The sequence below is a fragment of the Alistipes sp. genome, from assembly GCF_048465635.1.
Taxonomy (GTDB): Bacteria; Bacteroidota; Bacteroidia; order Bacteroidales; family Rikenellaceae; genus Alistipes.
On the sequence record NZ_DBFWLF010000005.1, the window covers coordinates 88,611 to 104,420 of the forward strand.

A 15,810-nucleotide genomic window follows, 5' to 3' on the forward strand; every position below is an offset into this window, starting at 1 on the left:
CGCTCCCGGCATCCTCCCAGCAGGGACAGGCAGATCGGATATTAACAAAAAGTCTCCACGGAGTACGCGGAGACACAGGTATCGCTACCTTCGGCATATAGCCTTATTGTGGTAAGATGTAGTCTTACGAAACAAATATAGCCCGAATTTTCGATCTTTCCAATTTTTTTGCCTATTTTTACCATAAACGATTCGTATCATGGCAAAAAGACTGGGTTTGGACTTGGGCACGTCGTCCATCGGCTGGGCGATCGTGGAGGAAAAAGACGCGGGTTGCGAGTTGCTGGACAAGGGCGTGGACATCTTTCCGGAGGGTGTGGCGCGCGATAAGAACACCGAGAAACCCGCCGTGCAGGACCGGACTGCGGCCCGCGCCCTGCGCCGGCTCTATTTCCGGCGCCGCCTGCGCAAGATCGACCTGCTCAAGGTGCTGGTTCGAAACGATCTCTGTCCGCCGCTTTCGGACCAGCAGCTCGCCGACTGGCGCTACAAGAGACGCTACCCGCTCACCGAGGAGTTCATCCGCTGGCAGCGCACCGACGAGGCGACGGACAAAAATCCCTACCACGACCGCTACCGGGCACTGACCACAACACTCGACCTTTCGACGCAGCGGGACCGATATACGCTCGGCCGGGCATTCTACCACCTCGCGCAGCGCCGCGGCTTTCTCAGCAACCGCAAAGAGGGCGGGAACGCGGACGAGGAGGGCAAGGTCAAGCAGTGCATCAAGGACCTCTCGGCCGAGATGGCGGACGCAGGATGCACCTATCTGGGCGAGTACTTCTACCAGCTTTACGCGCAGAAGGAGCCGATCCGCAGGCGCTACACCTCCCGCAACGAACACTATTTGGCCGAGTTTCGGGCCATCTGCCGCAGGCAGGGCCTTTCCGAGGAGCTGGAACAGGCCCTCGGCCGCGCCATCTTCTACCAGCGGCCGCTCCGTTCGCAGCGCGGGCTGGTCGGCAAGTGCACCTTCGAAAAGGGGAAGAGCCGCTGTCCGGTGTCGCATCCGCGTTTCGAAGAGTTCCGCATGCGCTCTTTCATCAACAACATCCGTCTGCAAACGCCTGCCGATCCCGAGCCGCGTCCGCTCTCGCAGCAGGAGATCGGCACGATTTTGCCGCTGTTCCTGCGCAAGAGCAAATCCCACTTCGATTTCGAGGAGATCGCCCGCAAGATCGCTGGCAAGGGGCGCTACGCCTGCAAGGGAGATCGTCGGGAAGCGTCCTACCGGTTCAATTTCAGCGCAGGCACGACGGTCAGCGGCTGTCCGATTACGTCGGCGCTGGCGCAGCTCTTCGGCGAGGAGTGGCTGAGGGAGCTATGCACACGCTATACGCTCGGGAAAGGCAAAACCGAAGAGCAGGTGCTCAACGACGTCTGGCACGCACTCTTCTCATTCGACGACGAGGAGCGGCTTCGCAGCTGGGCCGAAGAGAAGCTGCAGCTGACCGAAGAAGAGGCGCGGCACTTCGCCTCGATCCCCGTCCCGCAGGGGTATGCCGCCCTGAGCCTCAACGCCATTCAAAAGATTCTGCCCCACCTGCGGGCCGGATACCGCTACGATGAAGCGGTTTTCATGGCCAATCTGAAAGCGGTACTGCCCGATGAGGTCTATGCCGACGGAGCGAAGCGGCAAGCCGTCGAAGCGGATATTGCCACCATCATCGACGACTTCCGGCTGAACCCGCTCAACCGGCGCACAACGAAGGAGCAGGAGGTCCGCGAATACCTGCGCGACTATCAGGGCGTCGACCCGGCAAGGCTCGAGAGGCTCTACCACCCCTCGATGATCGAAACCTACCAGGCTGTACTGCCCGATGACGACGGCATCTGGCAGCTGGGTTCGCCGCGAACCTCCGCTTTGCGCAATCCGATGGCGATGCGGGCGTTGTTCCGTCTGCGTATTCTGATAAACAAATTGTTGCGCGACGGAAAGATCGACCGGCAGACGAAGATCAACATCGAATTCGCCCGCGGGCTGAACGACGCCAACCGTCGGCATGCGATCGAGCGTTACCAGCGGGAACGCGAGGCCGAGCACCGCCGCTTCGCCGACGAGATCCGCCAGTTGTATCTGGAAGCCACGGGCATCGCCCTTGAGCCTTCCGACGACGACGTACTGAAATACCGGTTGTGGGTGGAGCAGAACCACGTCTGCCCCTATACGGGAAAGCAGATCGCCATCACCGACTTTATCGGTCCGTCGACGCGTTTCGATATCGAGCACACCGTTCCCCGCTCACGGGAGGGCGACGATTCGCAGATGAACAAAACGCTGTGTGAAAAAAAGTTCAACCGAGAAATCAAACGGACCAGATTACCCTCGGAGCTGGCGAACCATGCCGAAGTCCTGACCCGAATCGAAGCGTTCGGCTGGCAGGAGCGGATCGACACGCTGCAAAGGCAGATCGAGGGATTGCGGCGCAAAAGCAAACAAGCGGCGACCAAATCGCAGCGGGACGACGCCATTGAGCGTCGTCACTACCTGCAGATGCAACTCGACTATTGGCGCGGCAAATGCGAACGCTTCACCATGACCGAAGTCCCTGCGGGTTTCCGCAACCGGCAGGGAGTCGATATCGGCATCATCGGAAAATATGCGAAACTCTATCTGGAAACGGTCTTCGAACGGACCTATACGGTCAAAGGTGCGACCACGGACGCGTTCCGCCGGATGTGGGGCTTGCAGGAGGAGTATACGAAGAAAGAGCGTGTGAACCACGCCCACCACTGCATCGACGCCATCACCATCGCCTGCATCGGCCGCAAGGAATACGACCGATGGGCACAGTACGAGGCGGATGAGGAACGTTACCAGTTCGGAGAGGGCGCCAAGCCCCGTTTCGAGAAGCCGTGGCCGACCTTTACGGAGGACGTGCGGTCGATCGCGGAAGAGCTGCTCGTCTCCCACCATACGCCCGACAACATGCGCAAGCAGAGCCGCCGGAAGCTGCGCGTGCGCGGCCGGATCAAGTGCGGAGCGGACGGCAGGCCGATCCTCGAACGGGGCGACACCGCCCGCGGCGCCCTGCACCAACAAACCTATTACGGAGCCATCATGCGCGAGGACGGATTGAGATTCGTCATCCGCCGCTCGCTCGACCAGCTGCAACCTGCCGACGTGGAAAAGATCGTCGACGAGGCGGTGCGGGAGAAGGTGCGGGAGGCGATCGCCGAGGTCGGCTTCAAAACGGCGATGGACCCCGCGCAGCACACCATCTGGATGAATCGGGAGAAGGGCGTGCCGATCCGTAAGGTCCGGATCCATGCCGGCTCGGCCGTTGCACCCAAACCGCTGGGCGAGAAGCGCCAGCGCGACGCATCGGTCTATCCGCACAAAAATCCCGTCTACGTCTCTTACGGAAGCAACTACTGCATGGCCCTCTACGAAGGCACGGACGACAAGGGAAAGACCAGGCGGAGCTTCGAGATCGTCAATACGTTCGAAGCGGCGCAATATTTCAAGAAGAGTGCGGACAAGGCAGCCCGGCCCGATCTGGTTCCGCGCTCCGATGCGAACGGGTATCCGCTCAAATGCATCCTCAAAACGGGTACGATGGTGCTGTTCTACGAAAAAACGCCCGAAGAACTCTTCGACTGCTCGACAAGGGATCTGGCCAAACGCCTGTACAAACTCACCAAATTCAGCTCCATGACCAGCGGAAACAACCGATACGGCACGCTCGTTTTCCGTCATCACCAGGAAGCGCGCCCGGCCGGAGAACTGAAGCAGAAAAATGGCGTATGGAAAGTCGGTGAAGCGTATCGGCCGCTTATCGCAATGAATCATCCCCAACTCAACGCCTATGTCGAAGGTTATGATTTCGAACTGACCGTAACGGGAGAGATCCGGTTCAAACACCCATAGCCATGCTGAAACGCGCCCTCTTCTTCTCGACGCCCTACTGCCTGAGCCTGCGGAACGATCAGCTGATCGTTCACACGAAGGAGGCTCCCGACAGGCAGAAGAGCGTGCCGATCGAGGATATCGGGTTCGTCGTGCTGGAACACCCGCAGACGACCGTAACCCTTCCGCTGCTCAATGCCCTGTCGGACAACAATGCAGCCGTCATCTTCTGCGGCGACGACCGGCTGCCGAACGCCATGCTGATGAACCTCGATTCGAACAGGACGCAGGGCGAAAGCTACCGGGCGCAGATCGAAGCGAGCGAACCGCTGAAAAAGGGGTTGTGGCGGCAAATCGTCGAAGCCAAAATCCGCAATCAGGCCGCTCTTCTGCGCAAATTGGGCAAGGACGGCGACAAACTGAAACCCTACTACCAGAATGTCCGAAGCGGGGATGCGGACAACCGCGAGGGGATTGCCGCGCGAATATATTGGGCCGAGCTGTTCGGTCGGGATTTCGTCCGTGCACGCGAGGGCGAAGCACCCAACAACCTGCTCAATTACGGCTACACGATCCTGCGCGCCGCCGTCGCCCGCGCACTGATGGGTTCGGGACTGTTTCCCGCTTTCGGAATCTTCCACCGCAATCGCTACAACGCTTTCCCATTGGCGGACGACGTGATGGAACCGTACAGACCCTATGTCGACTGGCTGGTTTACAAACTTCATGCGGAAGGCCGGACGCAACTGACCAAAGAGACCAAAGGGGAACTTCTCCACCTGCTGTTCATGGACACCCGCTTCGACAAACTGTTGCGACCGCTCGACGTAGGGCTGACCTTTACGGCGGCATCGCTGGCGAAGTGTTTTGCGGGAACCCGGAAGAAAGTCGCTTACCCTTTGCTGGAATAACCCATGCAGGAATTACGACTGAATGCCTATCGGATCATGTGGCTGTTCGTATTTTTCGACTTGCCGACCAACACCAAGACCGAACGACGTCATGCGGCGCAGTTCGCAAGGCGCTGGAAAAAGACGGCTTCACGATGATGCAGTTTTCGGTCTACGTGCGGCACTGTGCCTCGAAAGAGAACATGGAGGTGCATATCAAGCGGGTGCGCAAGTCCATACCCCCGGCGGGATATACGAGCATCCTGAGCGTCACGGACAAGCAATACGGCGAAATCCAGAATTTCTGGGGCAAGGTCGAACGATCCCGCCCGGAAACTCCGCAGCAATTGGAATTTTTTTGATTATCTTCGTTCTTTGACATGTGAAAACTGCATCGAACCGACTTCCCCGGAGAGCCTTCATCCGATTTTCCCGACCGTCTGAGGCGTCTAATCGAATGATAACCAAGGCAGAAAATGCCCGAGGTTGTGGTTTGATGTAGTGCTAGAATAAGATACAACGGAGAAGTGCTTCATCGTTTTTCTGTTTTTTGTTGTGGTTTGATGTAGTGCTAGAATAAGATACAACAATAATCCGAAAGAGCCTTTTTCTCATATTGTTGTGGTTTGATGTAGTGCTAGAATAAGATACAACACGATCGCGTTCTTTGCTTTGCCGGCAATAGTTGTGGTTTGATGTAGTGCTAGAATAAGATACAACCGGTTGCACTTTCCGCAGTTACCACGCGTTGTTGTGGTTTGATGTAGTGCTAGAATAAGATACAACCAGGTAATCGTACTCCCCGCCCCGGTAGTAGTTGTGGTTTGATGTAGTGCTAGAATAAGATACAACTCAGGTCGATGCTGAAATCGACCAGTCCAAGTTGTGGTTTGATGTAGTGCTAGAATAAGATACAACTGATCTTGCAGAACAGGTGGGAAAGGATGGGTTGTGGTTTGATGTAGTGCTAGAATATAATACAACTGCTTTGCGCTTCGGTCGTGAGTTCGACAGTTGTGGTTTGATGTAGTGCTAGAATAAGATACAACGCTTTAGTTTCTACCTGATACATTTCCGCGTTGTGGTTTGATGTAGTGCTAGAATAAGATACAACGGCTCGCTATGTCAGCGTCGGAGATGTAGGTTGTGGTTTGATGTAGTGCTAGAATAAGATACAACGAGTTGTCATAACGGGAACGACAATGCGTTGTTGTGGTTTGATGTAGTGCTAGAATAAGATACAACAAGAAAGTGGAATACTTGACCGCCGACAGGGTTGTGGTTTGATGTAGTGCTAGAATAAGATACAACCGAGGCGGCCGACATTACGACCGGGTCGCGGTTGTGGCTTGATGTAGTGCTAGAATAAGATACAACAGGTAGACGTATACACATTATAAACAAGAGTTGTGGCTTGATGTAGTGCTAGAATAAGATACAACTTGCCCTTTACCGGATCATTGACGAAATGCGTTGTGGTTTGATGTAGTGCTAGAATAAGATACAACCCGCAGAGCTAGGCTACACCAGAACACCATGTTGTGGTTTGATGTAGTGCTAGAATAAAATACAACTACGACGCAATACGCGAAATTTGGAAATACATTGTGGTTTGATGTAGTGCTAGAATAAGATGCAACTCGCCATGTTGAATCCCTCCGCAAAATAACGTTGTGGCTTGATGAATAAGATACAACGCTGTCCGTGACGCGGTGCATGATCGCCACGTTGTGGTTTGATGTAGTAAGAGAATAAAATAAACACATAGCGGACTTGCAAATTTGAGCAAAGCGTAGCGAATTAGCTGAAAGAGCGTTCGTTACGCTTTATTTTTCTATTAGGCAGAGCCAACGGAATGCCACCTCGAAGCCAAACGGTGCAGAAGTTCAGTTACCACCTCATTACCCCCGTAACGGGTGCGGATTTCTTGCTAAGAGGTTCTTTTACTGCGATTTGCGTAATTCTGCATAGCTGTCGGTAACTCACTATAATGTAGACCTGAACGTCTACCACCTCGACAGTTGTGGGAAGCGACTGCGGGCATTACGATTATAGTCTGATGTAGCTAAAATGGATGCAACACTAGTTATATTTATACCCATTCATTATGAGTGAAGCGTGATCAAAATAAAGAATGGATTTACAAAAGAAAAAAGGACTGATAATCAGTTCTCTAAGTACCCGGAGCCGGTTTTGAAACGTCAAAATATAGCCAATCAATTCAAATTGAAATAAAAATATAGTATTTTATATATCAGCATATTACGTTCAAATACGATTGTAATTATTTGTAGCTATTTTCGATAATTTTGCCGACTTGCGGTCGTGGTGCGGTCGTGGGAATTTGTTTTATCAGAATGGATTACCTATGTTTGTCATAACAGAAAAGCACCTCTATTATGGCAACGACCAACTACCTGCTTACCCAAACGCAAAACAGCAACGGCGAAAGTCAGATTATCCTGCGCACCTATGTTCGGCACGACTATCGAATCCGCATTCAATCCGGGATATGGGTCAGCCCCAAACGCTGGGGTAAGAAGAACGGAATTACGATACCGACCATCCCCGGCGAAGAGCAGGAAAAGCTGTTGCAGAAAAAAGAGTTGTTGAAGCGGCTAACTGCTTACATCGAAGACGAGATAAACAAAGTCGAAGACAAAAACGCTATCGACAAGGTATGGGGAGAAAAGAAAGTCCGGACATTTTATAAGCCCACCAAAGCGCCGAAAGAACGCGAAAAATCTTTTTTCGATGTTATAGACACCTACCTTTCATCGCACAAGCTGTCCGAGCAGCGGTTAAAGAATTTCAAGGTATTAACCCGCTGCCTGCATCGCTTCGAATTATTCAAGAAGAAAGACGGAAGCCGGGGGTTTTCACTCACGCTTGCCAATTTGTCGCCGGAACTACTGCGGCAGATCGAGGACTTTCTAACCGATGAAAAGGCGATTTTCCTGCGTTATCCGGAGATATACGAGCAATTCCCGTACTCGGCGAAGATTGCCGTTAAAACACCCAAGCGCAAACGACCGCCCATACTCGACGACGAGGGCAACGAAGTGCCGAAAGGAATGCCCAAGCCCCGCGGACAGAACACAGTCGCCGATCTGCTGACCCGATTCCGAGCTTTCACCCTCTGGGCTATCGACAACGGCTATACGACCAACAATCCGTTCAAGCACTTTACAATCGGTGAAATCGTATATGGAACACCCATCTATATCAGCAATGACGAGCGTAACAAGTTGCTCGAAACCAACTTGTCCGACGATAAAGAGGTGGAAACGCAGCGGAATATTTTCGTATTTCAATGTTTGGTCGGTTGCCGCGTAAGCGACCTCTATAAAATGACCTGCCGCAACATCATCGACCAAGCCGTCGAGTATATCCCGCGCAAAACGAAAGAGGATCGCCCGATTACCGTCCGCGTTCCTTTGAACACGACAGCGCTGGAATTAATCGACAAGTACCGGGAAGCCGGGCGCGAAAGCCTGTTTCCATTCAGCACGGAACAGCACTACAACCGCAAGATCAAGGAGGCATTCCGACGCGCCGGGCTGGATCGCACCGTGACGGTGCTCGACCAGCAGACGCGGCAGGAGGTGCAACGACCGCTCTACGAGGTTGCATCGTCCCACATGGCGCGGCGCACGTTTATCGGCAACATCTACAAGAAAGTCAAAGACCCGAATCTGGTCGGCGCATTGAGCGGTCACAAAGAGGGCAGCAAGGCATTCGCCCGCTACCGCGACATCGACGAGGAGATGAAAAAAGAGTTGATAGGGTTTCTCGATTAATTATTAGAGCACATATAACGGATATATTTTGTCAAATTTTAGGTCAGCCAGTTAATCGTATTTTTCGTAAATAACACTACTTTTGTTATGGTGTAAAATTATATAGATATGGAAAGTATACCTGTGTCACAAAAAATGAAAGGTTACAATAAAATATTCTGGCTTGGGGAAAAGAAATCATCTCAAACCCACGTACTCTATAAGTACATGAATGTAAAATCTGCGATAGAATTTCTCAAAACTGGATATTTCTTACTCAGCGAACCATCAGCTTGGAGTGATCCTTACGAAAAACGCTTCTATACAGCTGATTATAGGAATATTGAAGGCTTCAAACCACACCGTATCTATTGTACGTGCTTTACTCAGTTAGGCTCAAACGAAGCTGCATGGCGGATGTATGGCAGCAAAGATACAGGTATTGCTTCACGTACTATTCGATTTGAATTTCAGCGCTCCGCCCTTTTACATGCATTGGATCGTGGGCTGCATTCAGGCAAAGTATATCTTGGAAATGCTTCATATGATTACACGTCCAAACAAATAGACGGTCTACACCTCCAAAAGAGCCCCTTTTATAGTAAACATTTCAGCAACTTTTCGCTTGATAAGTTTCTCAATTTACTATTGATAAAAAGAAAAGCCTTCGGATACGAGCAGGAAGTCCGTATGTTTTTCGTTGATGAAAATGCAGAAGCCATATGGCATGAACCCGAACTTAACGCTAATCACATCCGGTTTTTAGTTTTTTCTGCTGAAACCATGGAACAGATCATTAAAACCATCAGCGTAGATCCTATATGTGACGATATGGAATATGATATGATTAAAACTTCTATTGAAAATATCTTCCCTTATTCACATTGTATTAAGCACGGTTTATATAAGTCGAAGCCACAAATTGTGATTGAATAAATTAGGATATGCAGCCTGATCGTCTGCGAACACAGCCTTTCTTGAAGAAAATAATACTATTGATTAGCTTGATAAAATGATGATTATATAGATAAAATCTATCTTTGTGTATGACGAATAAAGATAAAAACTGGTATATTCCATGGATCGGAGTGGTTGTTTCGGCACTTATTCTGAGTGCCGTCGGCAGATTTATCACCTTAAAGACTTCGGGAGAAATAGGTACTGCAAACCTCGTATTCATAATCCTACTGGCTGGAGTCATTTTACTTTACCTGCTTTTTCAGGTACTTGTAGAGCCGCTGTTCTCCAGTCTCTTTAAGCGCATAAAGATTCGGCAGAAACCTGCCGTCCGCTTACCGGAAGCCAAACCGGAGCAGGAACAAACTCTAACCCCCTTCGAGGAGTTGCTGACGCTCACCCCCATTGAAGAGATAAAACGTACAGCAGAAGAACGGCAGGCAGAGCGGACAGCCGGGCAAATCCGCATTTTCCACGAATATACCCATTATGCCGTGGGGCCTTACGTTGCAACAGAGTCGCTATCCCGGCTCTGCGATTACATCGAACTTTACGTACATGGGGAAGAGTTGCCGAAAGACATTACGCCGATCCGCACTGAGAAACTAACGAATATTGACCTATTCCACTTCGGTTGGAATATGTCCGAGCATTTCAACGTGGGAAAGAAATACGAAGTCGTGCCGTGGTTGCAGTTTGTCTTTGCAAATTTGCGGGATTTAGAGCCGTCCTACATCAAAGGAAAACTATCCACGCCTCGAAGAAAACACGATCTTATCCCCATTACCGACAATATTCCAGAAGAATTAGCCCGTCTGAAAGGCTAAAAAACATACGTTTTAAGAGATAATCGAGAGATTTCAAGGAGTTTCCAAGTGATTTTGGGCTCCCTGAAATCTCTTCTTTTCTTGTGCCTAATTCCAATTGGAAGAAACAATTAAAAATGTTTAACCTTAAATTTTCAGTAATGGATTTTAGAGAATTATCGGAGTTCGGAGCGAATATCAGCATTACAGTCAAACTGGACGACCTGCGGGCGATCTTCAAAGAAGTAGCAGGCGAATTACGCCAGGCGCCCAAAGCCCGGGCAACCGAGGAGTTCCTCACCCGCAAAGAGGTATTGATACTCCTCAAGATCGACTCTTCCACTTTGTGGTGCTGAGAGAAAACCGGGTATATCAAATCACACCCGTTCGGCGGGCGCAAGCGTTATCGGCGCGAAGATGTCGAAGCGATCCGCACAGGCAGGAAAAGAGGTCGAGATGGGCGTTAATCCGCGTCGGCACATTGCTGATTAAACTGGTCATGCGCCCTCTTATAAGCGGCGATTACGTCGAGGAGAAAGTGCCGTGGAGCTATGAAACGTTCCGGCACCCAAAACACCCCGGCAGTCCGGCTTGAAAACACAGCGGTAGTGCATTGTGGGTTTTGGTTTGCAAGACGTCAGTTTGTGGTCACAAGTGTCCCCAAACTGCACTTGCCCCGCTCCCTGTCGGTCGGGGAGTCGGCGGGCAATCACTTCGTTCTCGACCCATTCTATTTATTTTTCACAGACACTAAGACAATGAAAACAAGAAAGCATAACACCGCCGTATCCCGAACCGCCGTCATCAAATTCCGATGTTCGGTCGGCGAAAAGAAAATCATCGGCCAGCAGGCCGCCGTTTCCGGTAAGAACCTTTCGGAGTTCTGCCGGGGGCAAGCCCTGCATGGAAAGATTTACGCCGCCCGGAAGCTCTCATCCGAAGAGAAGCAATATTTCATCCTGCTCAAAAGTCACAATCTCGGCTTCACACGGATTACCAACCTGATAAAAGCCCGTGACCCGGAATTATACCGGGAGATCAGGGTGTTCCTTGCCGAATCGAAAGCATTGTATAACCGTTTCTTTTAAACAGACGCAAGATGATAGCCAAAGGAAAAGCCATCGCCCACGGCGGCAATGCCATCGAGTATGTATTACGCGAAGGCAAACTCGGCCGAATTATAGCGACCAATCTGTTGGGCAGCACCGATCCGGGCGAGATACGCTTCGAATTCGAGATGGTCAACCGCCACAACGAGCGGTGTAAGAATAAGTACCTGCGCTTCGAGATCGGCATCGCCCCGCAGGACGAAACGAAACTCCGACCGGGCGACCTGCTGAACATCGTGCGGTCGTTTGCGAACAAAATGCACCTGGGCGAACACCAGTGAATAGCCTGCACACACAAGGACACCGATAATCTGCACATCCACCTCGTCGCAAACCGCATCGGGCTGGGCGGCGAGGTTTACGACACAACCTTTATGAGCAACCGCTCGGCAAGGGCCGCCGAGGAGATCAGCCGCGAGATGGGGCTGACCATCGCCAACGACGTACATAAGCTAAAACAGCATCGGGCCGAACACGCCGACCCTACACGACAAGCGGTTAAAGAACAGTTGCAACGGATCGCCTACGGGGAATTAGGCCGCGGCCATAACGACATTCGGGACTTTCTGGCGGCGTTGCGCAAACAAAGCGTCCGAATAATCCCGATGGAGAACAAACAGGGGAAGATATACGGCCTGCGATTCGGGTATGCCGGGCAGACGTTCAAAGCCTCGGAGATCGGACGCGAGTTCGGCTACCGTTCGCTGCTCAACCAGTTCGGAATAACCGCCGAGGAGCAGAAAGGCATAAGCAAAGTGCCGCGTTACCCGATACGGCGGCAAGCGCCGGAGCCACCGCAGCAGCGACACGAACACCACCAAGCCCAGAACCTCGGCGCAACATTGATCGAAAGCGTGACCGATGCGATCGGCGGGATGATGACCCGACAGGCAGCGACTACGACCCGATGCTGGCCGAATGGTACGAAATGCTGAAACGTAAAAAGAAAAAGAAGAAAGCGCATGGAATCTCAAGATAGAAAACCCCGCAAACGGCGGGAACGTGAGGAGATCGGCGGGCAGGTATTGGCCGACAACCTGATCGGCGAGATCGACCGGCTGGAGAAAGTCGGGGAGCAGGCCGAAAGAACGGCGGCAATGTACGGCCGGATGTTCGAGGACATCAAATCGACCGTACTGAAAGTCGATACCGCCACCCTCGATGCGAAGACGGAAGAGTTTGCCGACACGCTGGAACAGCAGGCCAAACGAGTTCGGGCAACCGTCCGGACGCTTAAGGGGATTATGTGGTTGCTGATAGTAATGCTGTTTCTCGTGTTCGCCGTCGGCTATTGCTACATCGAAGCCCATCCATGGAAAGAGAAATACCAACAACTCGAACAGCAGTATATTCAACTCCAAACTGAGATGCAGGCCCTGACGGCAAAAAACCGAAAAAAGGCCAATAATCAAATCCTTTAGGGTTATAACGCCTGTCCCTGCAAAGAAAACTGCGGGGCAGGCGTTATCAGTGCCTCACGCGAAAGGACGGTGCGGACACAGCATTCGGCAGGCAATCGCTGATACGATAAGAAGAAGTGTATAATCATTCATAATTTTATCTTTTAATTCGTGTTACAGGGAGAAATGCGTCCCGGTGGCATCCGGTGGCGGAGCCGGGGATGCGCGGGCGGATAAAGCCCGCGCACCCCGGCTGTATGTCTCTTGCTGCCCGCCGGACAAGGTTGCGCTGTCCGGCCTTAGAAGGCGAGCACGGCGCGGACGTTGTGCTTCTCGGTTTGGGACTTAAAGCCATAGTAAAAATCATACTCGGGGGCGGAGGTAGTAGTCCACGCTTCCGGCACACGCCAGTCATTACTACTCCAGTACCTTCCTGTAAGTTCGATTCCACCGGCTTTTTTAATCTGCAGATTCATTTTACCTAATATAGGTTTCACAAGGATTTGATCAGGTGCGTCGAACCATATCGTTGCCAGCTCAAACATGCCCGGGAAAAACCACCCGCTACACCCCTCCGGCGTGGGATGACTGCTGGCATAGGTCTTCACCGCACCGTAGGCCGGAAATGTAGCTCCGTCATTGTGAGCGGTGTACAGCCCGAAAAGGGCGTTGTAGCCATAACCGTAGTGGGAGTTTGATTCGCGAATCATCTTCCAAAGGGATTTCTCGTTGTCCGTGAATCCGTCGAAAGTATCAGCCCACTCCCAAAGGGTTTTTCCGTCCAACGGATTCGTAGCCCATGCGACGCCGGACGAGGCATCCGCGAGTGCCACCACCATGCCGTGGGTGCACGCGGGATGCTCGTTCATCAGGAGGTGGTCGCCTTCCCGATATCCGGTCTGTGTCCAGTGTGTCTCGTCCTTCTCGCCCACCCAGAAGACGACGCCGATGCAGTCCTTCTTCACGTCGGCGGGCAGGTTTCCGCCCCCGATGGCCTCCTGCGGCAGGACGGTGCCGTCCTTCATGTAGAAGTCGCCTTCCGCGAGCGGACGTTCCGTAGTGGTCTCCGCGCCGCCGTCGATGGTGTAGGTTTTATATTTGCCACGAAGGTCATCTTGCCTGGGAATCTCAATATCGAACTTGCGCTCCACGGGCCTGGAATCGTAGTAATAGCAGCCCGTTATTTTCTTCACATCACCCGAGGGGTTTGTTATGTAGCGTGCCGTGTGAGGATTTTCCATCCAGAAGTTGGGCAGGTGGGCAACACCCGTGTAGAGGTCGTAGCTTTTCGTCTGCTGGTTCCCGCTGATTTCCTCGGTGTAGGTGCTCGTGGTATGCGGCAGGCGGACGATGTTGAGCTGCATCTGATGCTCCATCGTGAAGCTGAGCAGGGAGCCGGGGGTGCCGTCCGTGCGGATAGCGACCTCGCCACGTGCCACCATGAGGTCGGAGGCGGTGTAGTCGGCGTAGGTACTCTGGTCGTTGCGGGGCTTCCATCTGCCGATAAGGGCATGGAAGAACTCCGGGGCGGTGTCGGTGGGCAAGCCGTTTGGATCGTTTCCGTCAGGCTCGTTGCCATCCATATTCGCCTGATAGGGATAATAGGCAAAGTAGAGGCGCCCTTCGGCGGGGTCGTATTTCAGCTCGATACCGTCGGGGAGCGTCCATCTGGTGCCATCGTAGGTGAGGCGGAGGTTCTCGTGGAGCATTGTATCGAATTTGCCCGGATAGCTGCTGTTGCCCGGTCTTGCCGTTGCGACGTACAGCCCGATTTGGTCGCCCTTGGTAAACCCGGTGGCATAGCCGTTCTCCACGGCGCGGGTGACGGGTGCGCCGTTGTCCGTCGCGGCATTGGCGGCGGAGGCTTCCGGGGCGTATGCTCCGTCGGTGACGGTGATAGTGAGCGGGGCGGCAGGGCCGGTGGCGTTGCCCGGGGCAGCATCATCGAGCGTGTCGTCGCGGGTGCAGGCTGCTGCCAGCATCAGGAGCAGGAGCAGCACCGCGGTCCGGTATAAGGATTCTGTTCGTTTCATAGGGAATGGATTTAATTGGATGTATTGATATCGGTGTTGCCGCCGTCACCCCACTCGTTGATGTCAGCGAGTTCGATGCCAAGCGAGCCGTTATTCACCTTTACATTATAGGTATAGGAATAGCCTGCGCGGAGCTCGCGTGTGCTGCCGTTGTCCGCGTTCTCGGGGTAGTCGATTGTTCCCGTGTAATCCACGCCGTTCATAGTAATGCTAATAGCTGCACCATCTGCTTGTTGCGGGAAAACAATCAGCGTGGAAGACATTGCTGCGGCATTGTAAGAAACTGACAGCGTTAAATTTCCTGTCGCTGTTCCTGCCGTCACTCCCGTCCTGGTATTGAATGTACCCTCCAACGCGAGCGCGTTGATGGTGTATGTGAGGTTGCCGAGCGAGGCGATGCCGTTGCCCGGCAGGAAATTAAGTATAATGCGGGACATGCAATGCTTGAATTGGAACTTCACGTCGGGGTTCGCCGAGCTGGCGGTGGCGGTGGCGAAGAGGTAGTCGAACTTCGCCTGCCCGTCGGCGGTCTGTTCGGCGTCAGTGATGCTTTTGCTGATGATGCCATTTGCACCCGGAGTCATGCCGGTCTTTCCGTCGAAGGGATAGTAGGCGGTAAACGTCGCGTTGTCTTTGTCCTGGAAGTAGATGTTGTTGTCCTGGCCCGCGTCGTTCACCACGGTGAACTTGCCGTCGCCCGCCGTGGTGACGTATTTCACATGCGTATACTCCACCATTCCCGTTCTTGTTCTTCCGCTTACACCGATAGCGTCGCCTGCCGCCCATGCCGTGCCTGCTGCACGGGTAGCCATGTCGTCGATGGTGGACGTGATGCGTGCCGCCACGGGTGCGTTATCCACTGTGTTATCACTCTCTTTTTCGCATCCTCCGAAGAGGATGGCTGCTGCTGCCACGAGGGCAACGAATCGGATTTGGTTTACTGATTTCATAACTTCTTTTGTTTTAATGTGCATATTCATTTT

General features: G+C 52.7%; 11 protein-coding genes, 2 pseudogenes and 1 CRISPR repeat array. Of the genes and pseudogenes, 11 read left to right on the plus strand and 2 right to left on the minus strand.

Annotation, left to right across the window (positions count from 1 at the left end):
• Positions 1–199 precede the first annotated feature (199 nt).
• The 11 genes and pseudogenes from cas9 to ACMO9O_RS01380 all read left to right on the plus strand — a co-directional run bounded on the left by cas9 (position 200) and on the right by ACMO9O_RS01380 (position 12,815).
• A complete protein-coding gene (gene cas9 / locus ACMO9O_RS01330; RefSeq protein ID WP_418981826.1) occupies positions 200–3,874 on the plus strand; it encodes a type II CRISPR RNA-guided endonuclease Cas9 in 3,675 nt (1,224 codons plus the stop codon).
• Positions 3,875–3,876: 2 nt separating this feature from the next.
• On the plus strand, positions 3,877–4,764 hold the full coding sequence (gene cas1 / locus ACMO9O_RS01335) for a type II CRISPR-associated endonuclease Cas1 (RefSeq protein WP_418981827.1): 888 nt from the start codon (positions 3,877–3,879) through the stop codon (positions 4,762–4,764).
• A gap of 3 nt (positions 4,765–4,767) precedes the next feature.
• A pseudogene (cas2, locus tag ACMO9O_RS01340) lies at positions 4,768–5,105 on the plus strand (CRISPR-associated endonuclease Cas2).
• A gap of 123 nt (positions 5,106–5,228) precedes the next feature.
• A CRISPR array of direct repeats spans positions 5,229–6,506; the repeat unit is 36 nt; unit sequence GTTGTGGTTTGATGTAGTGCTAGAATAAGATACAAC.
• A gap of 636 nt (positions 6,507–7,142) precedes the next feature.
• Positions 7,143–8,543: a tyrosine-type recombinase/integrase gene (locus tag ACMO9O_RS01345; RefSeq protein WP_418981828.1), complete on the plus strand. Its 1,401-nt coding sequence runs from the start codon at positions 7,143–7,145 to the stop codon at positions 8,541–8,543.
• 108 nt (positions 8,544–8,651) lie between these two features.
• Positions 8,652–9,458 (plus strand): hypothetical protein, encoded by an 807-nt coding sequence (locus tag ACMO9O_RS01350; RefSeq protein WP_418981829.1) that lies wholly within the window; start codon positions 8,652–8,654, stop codon positions 9,456–9,458.
• Positions 9,459–9,568: 110 nt separating this feature from the next.
• Positions 9,569–10,306, plus strand: coding sequence for a hypothetical protein (locus ACMO9O_RS01355; RefSeq protein WP_418981830.1), 738 nt, complete (start codon positions 9,569–9,571; stop codon positions 10,304–10,306).
• Between the two features lie 140 nt (positions 10,307–10,446).
• Entirely contained in the window at positions 10,447–10,641 is a 195-nt protein-coding gene (locus ACMO9O_RS01360) for a hypothetical protein (protein WP_418981831.1), read from the plus strand.
• Positions 10,642–10,836: 195 nt separating this feature from the next.
• Entirely contained in the window at positions 10,837–11,373 is a 537-nt protein-coding gene (locus ACMO9O_RS01365; RefSeq protein ID WP_418981832.1) for a plasmid mobilization protein, read from the plus strand.
• 11 nt (positions 11,374–11,384) lie between these two features.
• Positions 11,385–11,762 (plus strand): annotated as a pseudogene (locus ACMO9O_RS01370) (relaxase/mobilization nuclease domain-containing protein); the annotation flags it as partial.
• 6 nt (positions 11,763–11,768) lie between these two features.
• The gene (locus ACMO9O_RS01375) at positions 11,769–12,329 is read left to right on the plus strand and encodes a hypothetical protein (protein ID WP_418982138.1); all 561 of its coding nucleotides are present in this window, start codon (positions 11,769–11,771) and stop codon (positions 12,327–12,329) included.
• A 27-nt stretch (positions 12,330–12,356) separates the two neighbouring features.
• On the plus strand, positions 12,357–12,815 hold the full coding sequence (locus ACMO9O_RS01380) for a hypothetical protein (protein ID WP_418981833.1): 459 nt from the start codon (positions 12,357–12,359) through the stop codon (positions 12,813–12,815).
• 278 nt (positions 12,816–13,093) lie between these two features.
• Here the strand turns inward: ACMO9O_RS01380 and ACMO9O_RS01385 are convergent, their stop codons facing one another.
• A complete protein-coding gene (locus ACMO9O_RS01385) occupies positions 13,094–14,827 on the minus strand; it encodes a fimbrillin family protein (RefSeq protein ID WP_418981834.1) in 1,734 nt (577 codons plus the stop codon).
• An 11-nt stretch (positions 14,828–14,838) separates the two neighbouring features.
• Positions 14,839–15,807, minus strand: coding sequence for a fimbrillin family protein (locus ACMO9O_RS01390; protein WP_418981835.1), 969 nt, complete (start codon positions 15,805–15,807; stop codon positions 14,839–14,841).
• Positions 15,808–15,810 lie beyond the last annotated feature (3 nt).

Bases quoted from the DNA above. Each gene is read 5' to 3' on its own strand.
- cas9 (WP_418981826.1), top strand. From the start codon at position 200: ATGGCAAAAAGACTGGGTTTGGACTTGGGCACGTCGTCCATCGGCTGG.
- ACMO9O_RS01365 (WP_418981832.1), top strand. From the start codon at position 10,837: ATGAAACGTTCCGGCACCCAAAACACCCCGGCAGTCCGGCTTGAAAAC.
- ACMO9O_RS01390 (WP_418981835.1), bottom strand. From the start codon at position 15,807: ATGAATATGCACATTAAAACAAAAGAAGTTATGAAATCAGTAAACCAA.
- ACMO9O_RS01380 (WP_418981833.1), top strand. From the start codon at position 12,357: ATGGAATCTCAAGATAGAAAACCCCGCAAACGGCGGGAACGTGAGGAG.
- ACMO9O_RS01360 (WP_418981831.1), top strand. From the start codon at position 10,447: ATGGATTTTAGAGAATTATCGGAGTTCGGAGCGAATATCAGCATTACA.
- ACMO9O_RS01385 (WP_418981834.1), bottom strand. From the start codon at position 14,827: ATGAAACGAACAGAATCCTTATACCGGACCGCGGTGCTGCTCCTGCTC.
- ACMO9O_RS01355 (WP_418981830.1), top strand. From the start codon at position 9,569: ATGACGAATAAAGATAAAAACTGGTATATTCCATGGATCGGAGTGGTT.
- cas1 (WP_418981827.1), top strand. From the start codon at position 3,877: ATGCTGAAACGCGCCCTCTTCTTCTCGACGCCCTACTGCCTGAGCCTG.
- ACMO9O_RS01350 (WP_418981829.1), top strand. From the start codon at position 8,652: ATGGAAAGTATACCTGTGTCACAAAAAATGAAAGGTTACAATAAAATA.
- ACMO9O_RS01345 (WP_418981828.1), top strand. From the start codon at position 7,143: ATGGCAACGACCAACTACCTGCTTACCCAAACGCAAAACAGCAACGGC.
- ACMO9O_RS01375 (WP_418982138.1), top strand. From the start codon at position 11,769: ATGAGCAACCGCTCGGCAAGGGCCGCCGAGGAGATCAGCCGCGAGATG.